Genomic DNA, 14,678 nt, shown 5'->3' on the forward strand with positions numbered 1-14,678 from the left:
GACCAGCCGTTGCGCGGACGGAACCTGGTGCGCTCAACCGTATTCGCACCGTTCGTGATCTCCGGTGCCGCGGTCGGGCTGGCGGCCCAGTTCGTCTTCGACCCGCATTTCGGCCTGGTGCAAGACCTGTTGCACCGCATCGGGATCGGCGTGCCCGACTTCTACCAGGACCCGCATTGGGCGATGTTCATGGTGACGGTCACCTACGTCTGGAAGAACCTCGGCTACACCTTCGTGATCTATCTGGCCGCGTTGCAGGGCGTGCGCCGAGACCTGTTGGAGGCGGCCGAAATCGACGGCGCCAGCCGGTGGGCCACCTTCTCCCGAGTGTTGTTGCCCCAGCTGCGCCCGACCACGTTCTTCCTGTCGATCACCGTTCTGATCAACTCGCTGCAGGTGTTCGACGTGATCAACGTGATGACCCGGGGCGGGCCGATGGGCACCGGCACCACAACCATGGTGTTCCAGGTGTATCTGGAGACCTTCCGGAACTTCCGGGCCGGTTACGGCGCCACCATCGCCACCATCATGTTTCTTGTCCTGCTGGCCATCACGTACTACCAGGTGCGAGTCATGGACCGGGAGCAGCGGCAGTGAGGGCCGGAAGGTCGGCGCGCACGCTGGGCTACGCCGCGATGCTGATGGTTGTCCTACTCATCGCCGGGCCGTTGATATTCGTGTTCTTCACGTCGTTCAAGAACCAGCCGGACATCTATTCGCAGCCGACCACCTGGTGGCCGCCGCGCTGGCATCCGCAGAACTACCGGACGGCCACCCACCAGATTCCGTTCTGGACCTTCCTGCGCAACTCGGTGATCATCACGTCGGCGCTGGCCCTGGTGAAGTTCGTGCTCGGTGTGCTCAGCGCGTTCGGCCTGGTGTTCGTGCGGTTCCCGGGCCGGAACGCGGTGTTCTTGTTGATCATCGCCGCACTGATGGTGCCCAACCAGATCACCGTGATCTCGAACTATTCGCTGATTTCCCAAGTGGGACTGCGGAATACGTTTCCGGGCATCATCCTGCCGCTGGCCGGGGTAGCGTTCGGGACATTCCTGATGCGCAACCACTTTCTGTCGCTGCCGTCGGAGGTCATCGAAGCGGCCGAGATGGACGGCGCGCGTTGGTGGCAACTTCTGCTGCGGGTCGTGTTGCCGCTGTCCGGGCCCACCATGGTGGCCTTCGGCGTCATCACCGTGGTCAACGAATGGAACGAATACCTCTGGCCGTTCCTGATGTCCGACGACGAATCGGTGGCGCCGCTGCCGGTCGGCCTGACGTTCCTGCAGCAAGCCGAAGGCGTGACGAACTGGGGCCCGGTGATGGCGGTAACGCTGCTGGCGATGCTGCCGATCCTGCTCATCTTCATCGTCCTGCAACGACAGATGATCAAAGGCCTCACCTCGGGTGCGGTGAAGGGCTGATTTGCCATGAACGCACCAGCTGCCTTGAGCCGCAGAACGTTTCTCGCCCTGCTGGGCGCGGGTTTGGCGACCGGGTGCGCCGGCATGGGCGGCACCCGCCCGGTCAAGTCGGGATCCGGGCCGATCGCGTTCTGGTCCAACCACCCCGGCCAATCCGTGGCGGTGGAACGGGAATTGGTCAGCCGATTCCAGAACCAGTTCCCCGGGTTGTCCGTCAAGCTGATCGACGCGGGTAAGGACTACGACGAGGTGGCGCAGAAGTTCAACGCGGCTCTGATCGGCGCCGATGTGCCCGACGTCGTGGTGCTGGACGATATTTGGTGGTTCCACTTCGCCCTCAGCGGTGTCATCGCTCCGCTCGACGAGCTTTTTCGTGAAGTAGGAGTGGACACAACGGATTACGTCGACACGCTGCTGGCCGACTACGAGTTCGACGGCAAGCATTACGCCCTGCCCTATGCGCGCTCGACGCCGCTCTTCTACTACAACAAACAGGTGTGGCAGCGGGCCGGCCTGCCCGACCGCGGGCCCGACAGCTGGCCGGAATTCGACGACTGGGGTCCGCGGCTGCAGGAGGTCGTCGGTGCCGGAAAACGGGCGCACGGCTGGGCCAATGCCGAAACGATTTCCTGGACGTTCCAGGGACCGATCTGGACGTTCGGCGGCGCCTATTCCGACAAGTGGACGTTGACGTTCACCGAACCGGCCACCATCGCGGCGGGCAACTTTCTGCGGGATTCCATCCACCGCAAGGGTTATGCGGCGGTGGCCCACGACAGCGCCAACGAGTTCGCCACCGGCATCCTGGCCTCGACCGTGGTGTCGACCGGCGGCCTGGTCGGGATCACCGCCGCGGCCAGATTCGACTTCGGCGCCGCACCCCTGCCGACCGGCCCCGGCGGAACGCCCGGATGCCCCACCGGCGGGGCCGGGCTGGCGATTCCCGCCCAGCTCTCTGACGAACGAAAGATCAACGCGCTCAAGTTCATCCAATTCGTCACCAACCCGGCGAACACCGCCTATTTCAGTCGGCGTACCGGCTACCTGGCGGTGCGAAAGTCTGCCGCCGACGATCCGGGCGAACAGAAATACCTGGCGGACAACCCGCGTGCGCGCGTCGCGCTCGACCAACTCCCGCACACCCGGCCGCAGGACTACGCGCGTGTTTTCCTGCCCGGCGGTGACCGCATCATCTCCGCCGGCCTGGAATCCATCGGACTGAAGGGATCCGACGTGACCGCAACCTTCACCAGCATCGAACAACAGCTGCGGGTCATCTACGAGCGCCAGATGAAGCGAAAGCTGCAGAGTTAGCGCCATGGCCAGAGTGCAGTATTCCGCGGTCACCCATCGCTATCCCGGCGCCGACACGCCGGCCGTCGACAACCTGGAACTCGACGTCGCCGACGGCGAATTCCTGGTACTTGTCGGCCCGTCCGGCTGCGGCAAGTCCACCACCTTGCGTATGCTTGCCGGGCTGGAATCGGTTGCCAGCGGCCAAATCAGCATCGGCGACGTGGACGTGACGCACCTGCCGGCGCGGGCGCGCGACGTCGCGATGGTATTCCAGAACTACGCGCTGTACCCGAACATGACCGTCGCCGGCAACATGGGTTTCGCGTTGCGCAACGCCGGCATGTCGCGTGCGGACACCCGGCAACGAGTGCTGGAAGTCGCCGACATGCTGGAACTGACTGAGCTGCTTGACCGCAAGCCCTCGAAGCTGTCCGGCGGGCAGCGGCAGCGGGTGGCGATGGGACGCGCGATCGTGCGGCGGCCCCAGGTGTTCTGTATGGACGAGCCGCTGTCGAATCTGGATGCCAAGCTGAGGGTGAGTACCCGGTCGCAGATCTCGGGACTGCAACGGCGGCTGGGCACCACCACCGTCTACGTCACCCACGACCAAGTCGAGGCGATGACGATGGGCGATCGGGTGGCCGTACTCAAAGACGGTGTGCTACAACAGGTTGACACTCCTCGCGCCCTCTACGACGACCCGGTCAACACGTTCGTCGCGACGTTCATCGGCGCGCCCGCGATGAACCTCATCGATGCCACGGTGGCCGACGGCGTGGTCAAGTCGCCCGATCTGGCGATACCGGTCCCACGCTCGGTGGGCGGCCGGGTGCTGATCGGCGTCCGGCCCGAGTCGTGGGACGTCGTGACAGCCGATATGCCGGGAGCTTTCACGGTGCACGTCGAATTGGTCGAAGAACTCGGCTTCGAATCGTTTGTCTACGCAACACCGGCCGATCAGCAGGGCTGGTCGCTGCGCGCGCAACGGATCGTGTTCCGCACCGACCGTCGCACCGCGGTCACCGTAGGCGATGCGTTGTCGATCGTGCCGCACTCGCACGAAGTGTGCTTCTTCGATCCGGCAACCGAAGACCGTATTCGCTAGCGGTCACTCGCCTTTGACGTTGAGTATCTGGCGCAGCTCGAAGTCGATCTGCACCAGCTCCCGCGCGTCGTCCATCACCGCGTCGATGTCCTTGTACGCCGACGGGATCTCGTCGATCCACGCGGCGCCGTGCCGGTACTCGATGCCCTGCATCGCCTGCGCGAGGTCGTCGGTGGTGAATCGACGCCGTGCCTCGGTGCGCGAAAAGCGCCGGCCCGCACCGTGCGGGGCGCTGCACAGACCGGCTTGGTTCCCCAGGCCGGTCACGATGTAGGAGCGGGTGCCCATGCTGCCCGGAATGACCGCGCGCACACCCTTATTGGCGTTGATCGCGCCCTTGCGGGTGATCCAGACGTCCTTGCCGCCGTGGTTTTCCACCGCGGTGTAGTTATGGTGACAATTCACCCGGTCGACCTCGATGTCGGCGGGGTCGTCGTTCATGTGCCCGGCGAGCACCTGCCGGAAGCGGTCCATCATCTCGGCGCGGTTGGCCAGCGCGAACGCCTGCGCCCACTTCAATTCGGTAATGTAGCTGGTGAATTCGCGGGTGCCCTGCGGCAGGTACGCCAGGTCCGGATTGGGCAGCTTGATCCAGAACTGGGCCATCAGCTTCTGGGCGATCTTGATGTGCCGGTTGGCGATCTTGTTGCCGACGCCGCGGCTGCCGGAATGCAGGAACATCCAGACGTGATCGTGGTTGTCCAGGCACAACTCGATGAAGTGGTTGCCGCCGCCGAGGGTGCCCAGCTGCAGGCGCCAGTTGGGGGAGTGACTGAGGTCGACTCCGCTCGATTCCGCTTGGTGTGCCAGGGATTCGAGGCGTCCCGCGGTGAAGTCGAAGCGGTCGGACCGGTCGTTGTAACCGCCCTTGCTCATCGGGATGGCTGACTCGATGGAGGAGCGCAGCTTGCTTAGGGGCAGGTCGGCGATGTCGTCCTGGGTGTACTTGGTCCGCGCGGCGATCATGCCGCAGCCGATGTCCACGCCCACCGCGGCGGGAATCACCGCACCCAGCGTCGGGATCACCGTGCCCACCGCAGAGCCCTTGCCCACGTGCGCGTCGGGCATCAGCGCCACATGCGGATGCACGAACGGCATCGAGGCGGTCTCCTTGGCCTGTTCGATCGTGCCGTCGTCGATCTCGGAGGCGAAGTTGAGCAGCTTGTGCCCGTGGATTCGCTTCATAGAGACCAATGATGGCCTGCAAACGTCGGGAAAGCTCGCGAATTATTTTCGGCTCGATCAGCGCACCTGCGAGCGTCCGCGTTGCAGCACGGCCTCACGGTTGGCGGCGATGTCGTCGCCGCTGGTCCGGAATTGCTTGGCCGCCATGGCTTCCAACCACAGCCCCTCGCTGGTCTGTGACTCGTCGATGCGGTGGTAGGACGCCAGCAACGCCCGTACCGCGTTCTGGTTGTTGCCGACGATGGTCGCGGCGACCTGGCGCGCGGTGCTCAGTAGCTGCTCGTGCGGCACCACCTCGGTGACCAGGCCGGCCCGCAGCGCGTCGGCGGCGGACAGGTAGTCGCCGGTCATGCTCATCCGCCGGGCCAGGCCGACCCCGACCTTCTGTGGTAGCCGCACACTCAGGCCCCAGGTGGGCAGCAGGCCGACCCGGGCGTGGGTGTCGGCGAAGCGCGCCTGCTCCGACGCGATCAGGATGTCGCAGTACAGCGCGATCTCCAGCCCACCGGTGACCGCGGCGCCGTTGATCGCGCCGATTACCGGCTTGGTCATCGGTGGCCAGCGCGGCGAAATGTCCGGCAGCGCCGAGGACCCGCCCAGCTCTTTGAGGTCCAGTCCGGCGCAGAACACCGGGTCGGCGCCGGTGACGATGACGACGTCGACGTCGTCGTCGGCCTCGGCGTCGGTCAGCGCCCCGAAGAACCGGTCCCGCAGCGCCGAGGACAGCGCGTTGCGGGACTGCGGCCGGTTGAGCGTCAGGGTGCGAACCCGGTCGTCGGTGTCGATCAGCAGGATGTCGTCGGTCATGGGGCCTTCTTAGCACTGTTGGGGTCGTGGTATTTGTGCCTATCGGATGGCATCGCGGGCGTCTCGCGCAAGCTCCACCATGCCGCAGCGCGCGCAGGACTTGACGGCGGTGCGGAGCAAACCGTCAACGCGCAGGTTTGCTGGCATTGCTAGCACGCTCGGCGCTGCTCGAAGCAGTGGCTCAGCATCCGCACGAATCCACCAGTTTCGAGGGGTAGCCACATTTGCCATACGAGTCCTGGATCGATTGGCAAGACGGAACGGGTTGATGTCGCGGTGCAGCAGACCCACCTCGTGGGCGGCCTGCAACGCCGCGGCGACCTGCCCGATGATATGCACCGCGCGGGCGGGTTCCAGCGGCCCGTCGGCCAACACGGTGTGCAGGTCGCGGCCCTCGACCAGGCGCATGTCGACATACAGGTGCCCGTCGATCTCGCCATGGTGATGGATCGGGATGACGTGCGGGCTGTTCAACCGGGCGGCGGCGTGGGCTTCGCGGCGGAAGCGCCGCTGAAAGTCGTCGTCCTCCGACAGACCCGCGGGCAGCAGTTTGAGGGCCACGATCCGGTCGGTGTCGGTGTCATGCGTGCGCCACCGCCCCGGCCCTACACCTCGATCAGCCGGGAGCGCCCAAACGGCGTCCCGCCCCCCTCACCCGACATTGCGGTACCCCATCTGCTACGCGATGACAGATATGAAGATGGCCATAAGTATCGCAATCATCTTGCAAGAATCTTGGAATCGTCGGCCTGGCGTCCGCGCCTATCGTGGAACCCATGTGCCGGAACATCACCGAACTGCGCGGGTTGCAACCGTCGGCCACGCCCGAGGAGATCGCGGCGGCGTCGCGCCAGTATGTGCGCAAGGTCAGCGGCATCACCCACCCGTCGGCGGCCAATGCCGAGGCGTTCGAGCTCGCGGTCGCCGAGGTCACCGCGACGACGACGCGGCTGCTGCAGTCGCTGCCGCCACGCCGCCAGCCCCCCAAGACCGTCCCGCCGCTGCGCCGCCTGGCGGCCAGATGACGCAGACGCCCGCGCTCAAGGAGTGGAGCGCGGCGGTGCACGGCCTGCTTGATGGCCGGCAGACCATCCTGCTGCGCAAGGGCGGCATCGGGGAGAAGCGCTTCGAGGTCACGGCCCCCGAGTTCCTGTTGTTCCCGACGGTCGCGCACAGCCACGCGAAGCGAGTACGGCCCGAGCATCGCGAGTTGCTGGCCGCGGCGGCCGCCGACAGCACCGAAACCCACCTGACGCTGAGGGCCGCAGCCAAAGTCGTTGCCACGCTTGCGGTCAACCGGCCGGATGGGTTGTCCGAAATCGAGGACCTGCACATCTGGACCGCCGAGTCGGTGCGCGCCGACCGACTCGACTTCCGGCCCAAGCACAAGCTGGCCGTGCTGATCGTCCAGGCGATCCCGCTCCTCGAGCCGGTCCGCATCATCCGCACCCCGGACTACGCCGGCTGTACCAGCTGGGTTCAGGTCCCGGTGACGCCCGCTCTGGGGGCGCCGTTACACGGCGAGGCCGCGCTAGCGCACGTCACCGCCCGGGTTCGCGACGCCATCGGTTAAGCATCCGGCGAGCCGACCGGAAGCACCAACCGGGAGCTTCCGAAGTGCACGGCGTGGGTGGCCGGCTTCAGCTGCCGGCCGGTCAGCAGTGGTTCGTCGGTGCCGAAGTTGCGCGCGTAGCGCGGGAACCAACTGCCGGTGATCAGGACGCGGATGCGCGAGCCGGCCGGGAACCGGTGCGCGATGGCGTCGAGCTCGATGCGGACCCGCTGCCGCCCGTCCAACCGCCGGTAGCTGTCGCTGACATTGCGCGAACGGCCCTTGGCGTCGACCTCGCTGAGCCGGACGAACAGGTCGACGTTGGGGTTGTCGGCGCTGTGCTCCAGCTCGATGACGGGATTTCCGTAGGCGTACAGGTCGCGGGGGAGGGTGGCGCCGGTGAAGCTGAGCACGTCATGACGCAACGCCAGCCGGCTGTCGTTGCGGTAGCCGCCGGTCGGTGTCAGCAGGGGACCGCCGATCATCGGTGTCGGGTTCGACGGGTCGTAGCGGAATGTCGCCGGGGGCGCGTCGGTCGCCGGCGCGGTCACCCCGAGGTGGCCACCGGGCTGCAGGTACAGCACATGATCGGTGGTCGCGGGCGGCCAGTCCGGCAGGCGGCGCCAGCCTTGATTGTTGACGAACACGCGGACCGTGCTTGGGCGTTGCAATGCCGGTGCGCCCCCCAGATGGGCGTCCACCCAGTCCAGCGACTCTTGGGCGCTGGTGGCCAGACCCTTGCCGAGCATCTGGGTGTGCGTCCACGGCCCGACGGTGAGCGCGACGTCCACGCCCCGGTTGCGCAGATGCCGATACTGGTGCAAAGACTGGCTCAGGAAGATGTCTTGCCAGCCGCTGAGGAGCAGCACCGGCACCTCGACGCGGTCCAGTGCGTCGGGAAAGCGCAGCCGGTCCCAGAACGGATCGTCGGCGTCGGTGTGTTCCACCCACGATTCGAACCACGGCGCGCTCGTGCCGAGCAGGGCGCGGGCCGACGTCCCCAACGGCACCTCACCGACCGCGCGCGCCACCTTTCGTGGCGCGGTCAGCTGGCGGACACCGGTGCGCAGCCGCCCGGGGTCTTCCTGATGGGAAACCAGATTGCTCCAACCAAGAAAGTCGTTGACCGCGAATGTGCCGGTGCCCCACACCGAATCACGGAAGTCGTGCGGCCCGACGGTGATGACGGCCGCGGCGAGCTCGGGCGGCGGATCCTGCAGCAACGCCCACTGGGTAAAGCCGAGATACGACAGCCCGACGGTGGCGAACCGGCCGGTGAACCAGGGCTGCGCACGCAGCCACTCAACCGTGTCGGCGCCGTCGGCGGCCTCGTTGACCATCGGCTCGAACTCTCCGCCCGACCCGAAAGTGCCGCGCACGCTCTGCAGCAGCACGTGATAGCCGCGGGCGGCATACAGCCGGCCGAACACCAGCGAGAACGGAAAGCTGCGCCCGTAGGGTCCCCGGACCAGCAGGGTGCCCGCGGGATGCGACGTGATCGGCGCGTAGTGGTCGGCCACCAGCCGGACCCCGTCGCGCATCGGTACGCCGACGCGACTCACGGTGTAACGGGTGGTCGCCCGGGGCAGTCCCAGCAGTCCGCCGACCGCATTGCCGCCGACTCTGGTCACGTTGCGCAGCCGCGGCTGTGCGGTGGAAGTCGTACTCACGACACCTAGGTTAAGACGAGTCAGAACTTGTACAGCGGGGCGAGGTCGTTGGCGCGCTGCAGGTTGGTGGGCATGCAGTCGGGCTCGGGGTTGGAGTAGATCGTCGAGAAGTACAGCGCCTGCTGCAGCACCCCATAGCTGGTCTTGAACGCGATCATGCAGGAGAAGAACCAGAAGCTGTTGTGATAGGTCGGCTTCATCACCCAGTACTGGGCGGCCCGGTGCCCTTGGATCGCGGTCTCGAGCGCGTCAGCGGGCAACGACTGGTCGTAAGTGCGCCAGATGATCGGCTCGAGGGCCAACGTGTAGTTGCCCGCGTCGAGCTTGCAGCGCAGCCCGTCTTCGCGCTCGGGCGGGGTGAACGCCAGTCCGAGCCGCTGCAACGCGTCGATCGGAAGGTCTTGACACGGGTCGAACGGGCTCGGGTCGGTGGTTGCCACGATGGGGCTCTTCATCGTGGTTTCCATAGGTTGCGCGGTGGACCGTAGTTGGTAGGTGCCGCCCCCGGTCGGCGCCGGTGGAGCACACTGCCAGCCCACTCCCAATGCTGTGATCAACGCGCCGAACGCCCCGATCAGACGCAGCCTGGTTAACACGACACCCCCTGCGATCGGCGGTCCCTTTGCCCGGACTATACAAGTCGCTTGCTCGCCGTCACAGTGAAACCGAAGTTGTTCTGGCTCGGCTTGCACAGCGCTAGCTCGTTAGGGTGGTTAATCGTGGCCAGTCACGAACCAGGGCAGGGATCGACCCACGGCGGTCAGCCGACGCTGTGGGCCGTGTCCGACCTGCACACCGGCCACACCGGGAACAAGCCCGTCGCCGAGTCGCTGCGCCCGTCATCGCCGGACGATTGGCTGATCGTGGCCGGTGACGTCGGCGAACGCACCGACGAGATCCGCTGGACGCTGGACCTGCTGCGGCGGCGGTTCGCCAAGGTGATCTGGGTGCCCGGCAACCACGAGCTGTGGACCACCAGCCGCGATCCGATGCAGATCTTCGGTCGTTCACGCTACGACTACCTGGTCAACATGTGCGACGAGATGGGCGTGGTCACCCCCGAACATCCGTTCCCGGTGTGGACCGAACGCGGCGGCCCGGCCACGATCGTGCCGATGTTCCTGCTCTACGACTACAGCTTTCTGCCGGAGGGTGCGACGACCAAAGCCGAGGGATTGGCCATCGCGCGGCAGCGCAATGTGGTGGCCACCGACGAGTTCCTGCTCTCCCCGGAGCCCTACCACACCCGCGAGGCTTGGTGCCGCGACCGGCTGGCCAGCACCCGCGCCCGCCTCGAACAGCTCGATTGGATGACGCCGACCGTGCTGGTCAACCACTTCCCGATGGTGCGCGAGCCCTGCGACGCGTTGTTCTATCCCGAGTTCTCGCTGTGGTGCGGCACCACCAAGACCGCCGACTGGCACACCCGCTACAACGCCGTCTGCTCGGTTTACGGCCACTTACACATTCCGCGCACCACCTGGTATGACGATGTGCGATTCGAGGAGGTGTCGGTCGGCTACCCGCGGGAGTGGCGACGCCGCAAGCCGTACAGCTGGCTGCGGCAGGTATTGCCCGATCCGCAGTACGCGCCCGGCTACCTCAACGACTTCGGCGGTCACTTCGTGATCACTCCCGAGATGCGTGCGCAGGCCGCGCAGTTCCGGGAACGATTGCGGCAGCGGCAGTCTCGATGACCACCAGCACGCTGGTGTCCTCGGTGCTACCCGGCACGCTGGTGTCTGATCTGGCGTACGCCGAGTTGTACTCCGACCCGCCCGAGCTGGCCCCGCTGCCCGAGGAGGAGCCGCTGATCGCCAAGTCGGTTGCCAAGCGGCGCAACGAGTTCATCACCGCCCGGCACTGCGCCCGGATCGCGCTGGGTGAACTCAGCGTGCCGCCGGTGCCGATCCTGAAGGTGCCGATCCTGAAGGGCGAGAAGGGGGAGCCGTGCTGGCCGGACGGCGTGGTCGGCAGCCTCACCCACTGCACCGGCTACCGCGGCGCCGTTGTCGGGCGCCGCGACGCGGTGCGCTCGGTGGGCATCGACGCAGAGCCGCACGACGTGTTGCCCGGCGGTGTGCTGGACGCGATCAGCCTGCCCGAGGAGCGCAGCGAAATACCGGCCAAGATGCCGGCGGCCCTGCATTGGGATCGAATTCTGTTCTGCGCCAAGGAGGCAACGTACAAGGCGTGGTTTCCGCTGACCAAACGGTGGCTGGGTTTCGAGGATGCGCACATCTCGTTCGAGGTCGATCCGCCCGGTTCGGCCGGCCGCTTCGTCTCCCGGATCCTGATCGATCCGGAGGCGCTGTCGGGTCCGCCGCTGCGGGCGCTCGCGGGTCGTTGGTCGGTCGAGCACGGACTGGTGCTGACCGCGATCGTGCTATGACCGACCCCGGAATCGTCGTCGTCGACAAGCCGGCCGGCATGACCAGCCACGACGTGGTGGGCCGCTGCCGTCGCATCTTCTCCACCCGCCGGGTGGGGCACGCGGGGACGCTGGACCCGATGGCCACCGGCGTGCTGGTAATCGGGATCAACCGCGCCACCAAGATCCTGGGCCTGCTGACGGCGGCCTCCAAGTCGTATGCCGCGACTATTCGGCTGGGTCAGGCCACGTCCACCGAAGACGCCGAAGGCGAACTGCTGCAATCGATTTCGGCCGAGCACGTGAGAACCGAGGATATCGCCCGGGCGATGGCCGTGCTGCGCGGCGACATCAAGCAGGTGCCGTCGGCGGTCAGCGCGATCAAGGTCGACGGGCGCCGCGCCTATCGCCTGGTCCGCGAGGGCCACACCGTCGAACTGCACCCGCGGCCGGTGCGCATCGACCGGTTCGAGCTGCTGGCGGTGCGAGCTCACGATCGGCTCGTCGACTTCGATGTCGAGGTCGACTGCTCGTCGGGAACGTACATCCGCGCGCTGGCCCGCGACCTAGGCGAGGCGCTGGGTGTCGGCGGGCACCTGACGTCGCTGCGGCGCACCCGGGTCGGGCGTTTCGACCTGGACCAGGCGTGCTTGCTGGACGAACTGGCCGAGCGGCCCCGGTTGAGCCTGACCCTTGATGAAGCCTGTCTGCTGATGTTTCCGCGCCGCGACCTGACGGCCTCAGAAGCCGAGGCGACCAGCCATGGCCGGGCGCTTTCGCCGGCCGGTATCGAAGGTGTCTATGCCGCGTGCGAGGCCGACGGCCGGGTGGTTGCGCTGCTGCGCGACGACGGCCCGCGGACCAAGCCGGTGGTGGTTATCCGCCCAGCGACGCTTTAGAGGGGCTCAGGTCCGCGCGAAATCCTCGTCGGAGTCGTAGTCGGCGCGGCCCGAATCATCCGTGAAGTGCGTGTGGGTCGTGACGTTCAGCCTGCCGTCCGGCAGGCGGGTGTAGTGCTGGTCTTCCACAGCGAACGACGGGGACCAGCGGACGTCCCAGGTTGCTGCGCCGCGTGGCACATGTACCAGCTGGGTGCCCCAATCGCATGGCGTGGGCAGGCAGGCTCCCCACGGGTGGATGGTCAGCCCGTCCGGGACCTCGGCGATGTCGATCTGCACGATGCCGCGGGTCTTCGGGTCGACGTTCTGCCACATGTCCGGGATGGGAGCGGCTGTTTGGCTGCCCGCGTGGTTGGCTATGACCCGGATGACCAGCACGCCGACGACCGCGAAGACGACGATGACGGCCGCGATCAGCGCCGCTTTGCCGGCGCCCGGGTATTGCCTCCGTGTCCGGTTCGTCCCCACCTGCGGGTGCTGCGGCGGAACGGTGTCTGTGCTCGGCATCATGTTTGCAATGCTGCGACCTCGTCACGGGGCGGCCTAGCGTAACCGGCTACTCGATCTGGGCGCTTCCGTCGCGATATGCCAGCATTGGGACGTGAACGCGCGCCAGTTCGCTCGTGTGCTGGGTGCCGCAGTGGTGACAACCTGGGCCGCCCTGCTGAGCGCACCGATCCCCACCGCCCCCTCCGCATTCGCTGCTCCGTGCCCCGACGTCGATGTGACGTTCGCCCGCACCACCAACGAGCCACCCGGTGTCGGTGGCGTCGGGACGGCGTTTCTGACCGCACTGCGCTCGCAGGTCGGCGGCCGGTCCGTCGGTGTCTATCCGGTCAACTACCCAGCCAGCGACGATTTCGCGCCGTCCGCATCCGCCGGCGCCGGCGACGCGAGCGCTCACGTTCAGTCCATGGCTGCGAACTGTCCCAACACCAAGCTGGTGCTGGGTGGAGATTCCCAAGGCGCGATGGTCATCGATCTGATCACCATCGCTCGAGGACCGGTCGCGGGCTTCATCCCCTCGTCGCTGCCGGCGGACGTGGCCGATCATGTTGCCGCGGTCGCCGTCTTCGGGAATCCGGCGAGCAGATATCTCGGCGGGCCCATCAGCGAGATCAGCCCTTGGTATGGGGCCAAGGCAATTGACTTGTGTGCACCCGGCGATCCGATTTGCTCTGTGGGCGGGGCGCTGGCGCCGCCTTCGCCGGACGAGCTGTCCTCCCCGGCGCACCATGCCTACTTGCAGTCCGGGATGCCCGGCCAGGCCGCAGCTTTCGTCGCGAGCCATCTCTGAGGCCGGTACGGGGCTAAAAACTGATCTGCGAACACAGATTCGCACTTTTTGCTGTTGGAAGGAATTATTTGCCCCGGCGGTGGGTATCCACGCATCCATGCATATCACCCACGTCGCTGCCGCTGCCGGCGCAGCCGTCACTGCCCTGTTTATCGCCCCGAGTATGCCGACGGCGTTACCGTCTGCTCACGCTGACTACGACGGTTACAGCCGCTGCGTGGGACACCTGGCGCCAATCCCGCTGAACGCCCCCGACCTGAAGAATTCGTACCTCATGGGCGTTGTCGAGCAGGATCTCAAATCAGGTGTTCCCCCCGCCGGAGAAGCCCAGAAAGTAACGCAGATGGGCTACGAGCCGCGCCTTGCCAACGGGATTGTGCAGTGCGTCATGCAGCACAACCCGTAGGACAGTCCGAGCGGAACGCGGTCGTCGGCTGACGACCGCCATCGGGCTGCGTGCCCGGCCTCACTGTAGGTGTCACAGTAAGAGACCCGGTTGATCCCTGCGCGTGACCAGGTTGCACACTGGGGCCAGGTTTCTCGATGGTCCACGAAGGGGTGTCATGTCCAAGAACGGTTCCAACAAGGTTTACGTCGTCGGCGTGGGTATGACGAAGTTCGAGAAGCCGGGTCGCCGGGAAGGCTGGGACTATCCGCAGATGGCCAAGGAGTCCGGCACCAACGCGCTGCAGGACGCCGGGGTCGACTACACCGAGATCGAGCACGGCTACGTCGGCTACTGCTCGGGAGACTCCACCTCCGGGCAGCGCGCGCTCTACGAGCTCGGCATGACCGGCATCCCGATCGTCAACGTCAACAACAACTGTTCGACCGGGTCCACAGCGCTGTTTCTGGGCGCGCAGGCCATCCGCGGCGGGCTGGCCGACTGCGTGCTGGCGCTGGGCTTCGAGAAGATGCAGCCCGGCGCATTGGCCGGCGGCGCCACCGACCGGGAGTCGCCGCTGGGCAAGCATGTCCAGGCGTTGGCCGCGATCGACGAGTTCGCTTTTCCGGTGGCGCCGTGGATGTTCGGGGCGGCCGGCCGCGAGCACATGAAGAAGTACGGCACCACCGC

The 14,678-nt window shown here is 66.5% G+C and carries 16 protein-coding genes and 2 pseudogenes; 12 read left to right on the plus strand and 6 right to left on the minus strand.

Annotation, left to right across the window (positions count from 1 at the left end; genetic code table 11):
- The 4 genes from VML93_RS33065 to VML93_RS33080 all read left to right on the plus strand — a co-directional run.
- Nucleotides 1-597 (plus strand): sugar ABC transporter permease (locus tag VML93_RS33065; RefSeq protein ID WP_325617218.1); only part of this gene is annotated, 597 nt, incomplete at its 5' end.
- 38 nt (nt 598-635) lie between these two features.
- Nucleotides 636-1,421, plus strand: a complete 786-nt coding sequence (locus VML93_RS33070; RefSeq protein WP_325617250.1) for a carbohydrate ABC transporter permease — start codon at nt 636-638, stop codon at nt 1,419-1,421.
- A 6-nt stretch (nt 1,422-1,427) separates the two neighbouring features.
- Complete coding sequence (locus tag VML93_RS33075; protein WP_325617220.1) at nt 1,428-2,735, plus strand: ABC transporter substrate-binding protein; 1,308 nt, start codon at nt 1,428-1,430, stop codon at nt 2,733-2,735.
- Nucleotides 2,736-2,739: 4 nt separating this feature from the next.
- On the plus strand, nt 2,740-3,822 hold the full coding sequence (locus tag VML93_RS33080) for a sn-glycerol-3-phosphate ABC transporter ATP-binding protein UgpC (RefSeq protein WP_325617222.1): 1,083 nt from the start codon (nt 2,740-2,742) through the stop codon (nt 3,820-3,822).
- Nucleotides 3,823-3,825: 3 nt separating this feature from the next.
- On the opposite strand, the gene VML93_RS33085 is transcribed toward VML93_RS33080, so the two are convergent.
- The 3 genes and pseudogenes from VML93_RS33085 to VML93_RS33095 all read right to left on the minus strand — a co-directional run.
- Nucleotides 3,826-5,007, minus strand: coding sequence for an RtcB family protein (locus tag VML93_RS33085; RefSeq protein WP_325617224.1), 1,182 nt, complete (start codon nt 5,005-5,007; stop codon nt 3,826-3,828).
- Nucleotides 5,008-5,064: 57 nt separating this feature from the next.
- Complete coding sequence (locus tag VML93_RS33090) at nt 5,065-5,814, minus strand: enoyl-CoA hydratase (RefSeq protein ID WP_325617226.1); 750 nt, start codon at nt 5,812-5,814, stop codon at nt 5,065-5,067.
- Nucleotides 5,815-6,075: 261 nt separating this feature from the next.
- Nucleotides 6,076-6,476, minus strand: a pseudogene (locus VML93_RS33095) (protein kinase domain-containing protein); the annotation flags it as partial.
- A gap of 114 nt (nt 6,477-6,590) precedes the next feature.
- On the opposite strand from VML93_RS33095, the gene VML93_RS33100 reads away from it, so the two are divergent.
- Nucleotides 6,591-6,839, plus strand: coding sequence for a DUF2277 domain-containing protein (locus VML93_RS33100; protein ID WP_325617228.1), 249 nt, complete (start codon nt 6,591-6,593; stop codon nt 6,837-6,839).
- Nucleotides 6,836-7,387: a DUF1802 family protein gene (locus VML93_RS33105; protein WP_325617230.1), complete on the plus strand. Its 552-nt coding sequence runs from the start codon at nt 6,836-6,838 to the stop codon at nt 7,385-7,387. The genes VML93_RS33100 and VML93_RS33105 overlap by 4 nt, the downstream gene beginning before the upstream one ends.
- Here VML93_RS33105 and VML93_RS33110 read toward each other — a convergent pair.
- Both VML93_RS33110 and VML93_RS33115 read right to left on the minus strand, forming a co-directional pair.
- Nucleotides 7,384-9,036 carry a CocE/NonD family hydrolase gene (locus tag VML93_RS33110; protein ID WP_325617232.1) on the minus strand — a complete coding sequence of 551 codons (1,653 nt, stop codon included), beginning with the start codon at nt 9,034-9,036 and terminating at the stop codon, nt 7,384-7,386. The genes VML93_RS33105 and VML93_RS33110 overlap by 4 nt on opposite strands.
- A gap of 20 nt (nt 9,037-9,056) precedes the next feature.
- The gene (locus VML93_RS33115) at nt 9,057-9,632 is read right to left on the minus strand and encodes a DUF3558 domain-containing protein (RefSeq protein WP_325617234.1); all 576 of its coding nucleotides are present in this window, start codon (nt 9,630-9,632) and stop codon (nt 9,057-9,059) included.
- A 123-nt stretch (nt 9,633-9,755) separates the two neighbouring features.
- On the opposite strand from VML93_RS33115, the gene VML93_RS33120 reads away from it, so the two are divergent.
- The 3 genes from VML93_RS33120 to truB are packed head-to-tail and all read left to right on the plus strand — an operon-like array spanning nt 9,756 to nt 12,306.
- Entirely contained in the window at nt 9,756-10,733 is a 978-nt protein-coding gene (locus tag VML93_RS33120; protein WP_325617236.1) for a metallophosphoesterase, read from the plus strand.
- Nucleotides 10,730-11,428 carry a 4'-phosphopantetheinyl transferase gene (locus tag VML93_RS33125; protein ID WP_325617238.1) on the plus strand — a complete coding sequence of 233 codons (699 nt, stop codon included), beginning with the start codon at nt 10,730-10,732 and terminating at the stop codon, nt 11,426-11,428. The genes VML93_RS33120 and VML93_RS33125 overlap by 4 nt, the downstream gene beginning before the upstream one ends.
- The gene (truB, locus tag VML93_RS33130; RefSeq protein ID WP_325617240.1) at nt 11,425-12,306 is read left to right on the plus strand and encodes a tRNA pseudouridine(55) synthase TruB; all 882 of its coding nucleotides are present in this window, start codon (nt 11,425-11,427) and stop codon (nt 12,304-12,306) included. The genes VML93_RS33125 and truB overlap by 4 nt, the downstream gene beginning before the upstream one ends.
- A gap of 6 nt (nt 12,307-12,312) precedes the next feature.
- Here truB and VML93_RS33135 read toward each other — a convergent pair whose 3' ends face one another.
- Nucleotides 12,313-12,816: a hypothetical protein gene (locus VML93_RS33135; RefSeq protein ID WP_325617242.1), complete on the minus strand. Its 504-nt coding sequence runs from the start codon at nt 12,814-12,816 to the stop codon at nt 12,313-12,315.
- A 91-nt stretch (nt 12,817-12,907) separates the two neighbouring features.
- On the opposite strand from VML93_RS33135, the gene VML93_RS33140 reads away from it, so the two are divergent.
- The 3 genes and pseudogenes from VML93_RS33140 to VML93_RS33150 all read left to right on the plus strand — a co-directional run.
- Nucleotides 12,908-13,603, plus strand: a complete 696-nt coding sequence (locus tag VML93_RS33140; RefSeq protein WP_325617245.1) for a cutinase family protein — start codon at nt 12,908-12,910, stop codon at nt 13,601-13,603.
- Between the two features lie 97 nt (nt 13,604-13,700).
- Entirely contained in the window at nt 13,701-14,009 is a 309-nt protein-coding gene (locus VML93_RS33145) for a hypothetical protein (protein WP_325617248.1), read from the plus strand.
- Between the two features lie 157 nt (nt 14,010-14,166).
- Nucleotides 14,167-14,678: pseudogene (locus tag VML93_RS33150) on the plus strand (lipid-transfer protein); the annotation flags it as partial.

The sequence above is a fragment of the Mycobacterium sp. genome, assembly GCF_035499775.1.
In the GTDB taxonomy this organism is placed as follows: domain Bacteria; phylum Actinomycetota; class Actinomycetes; order Mycobacteriales; family Mycobacteriaceae; genus Mycobacterium.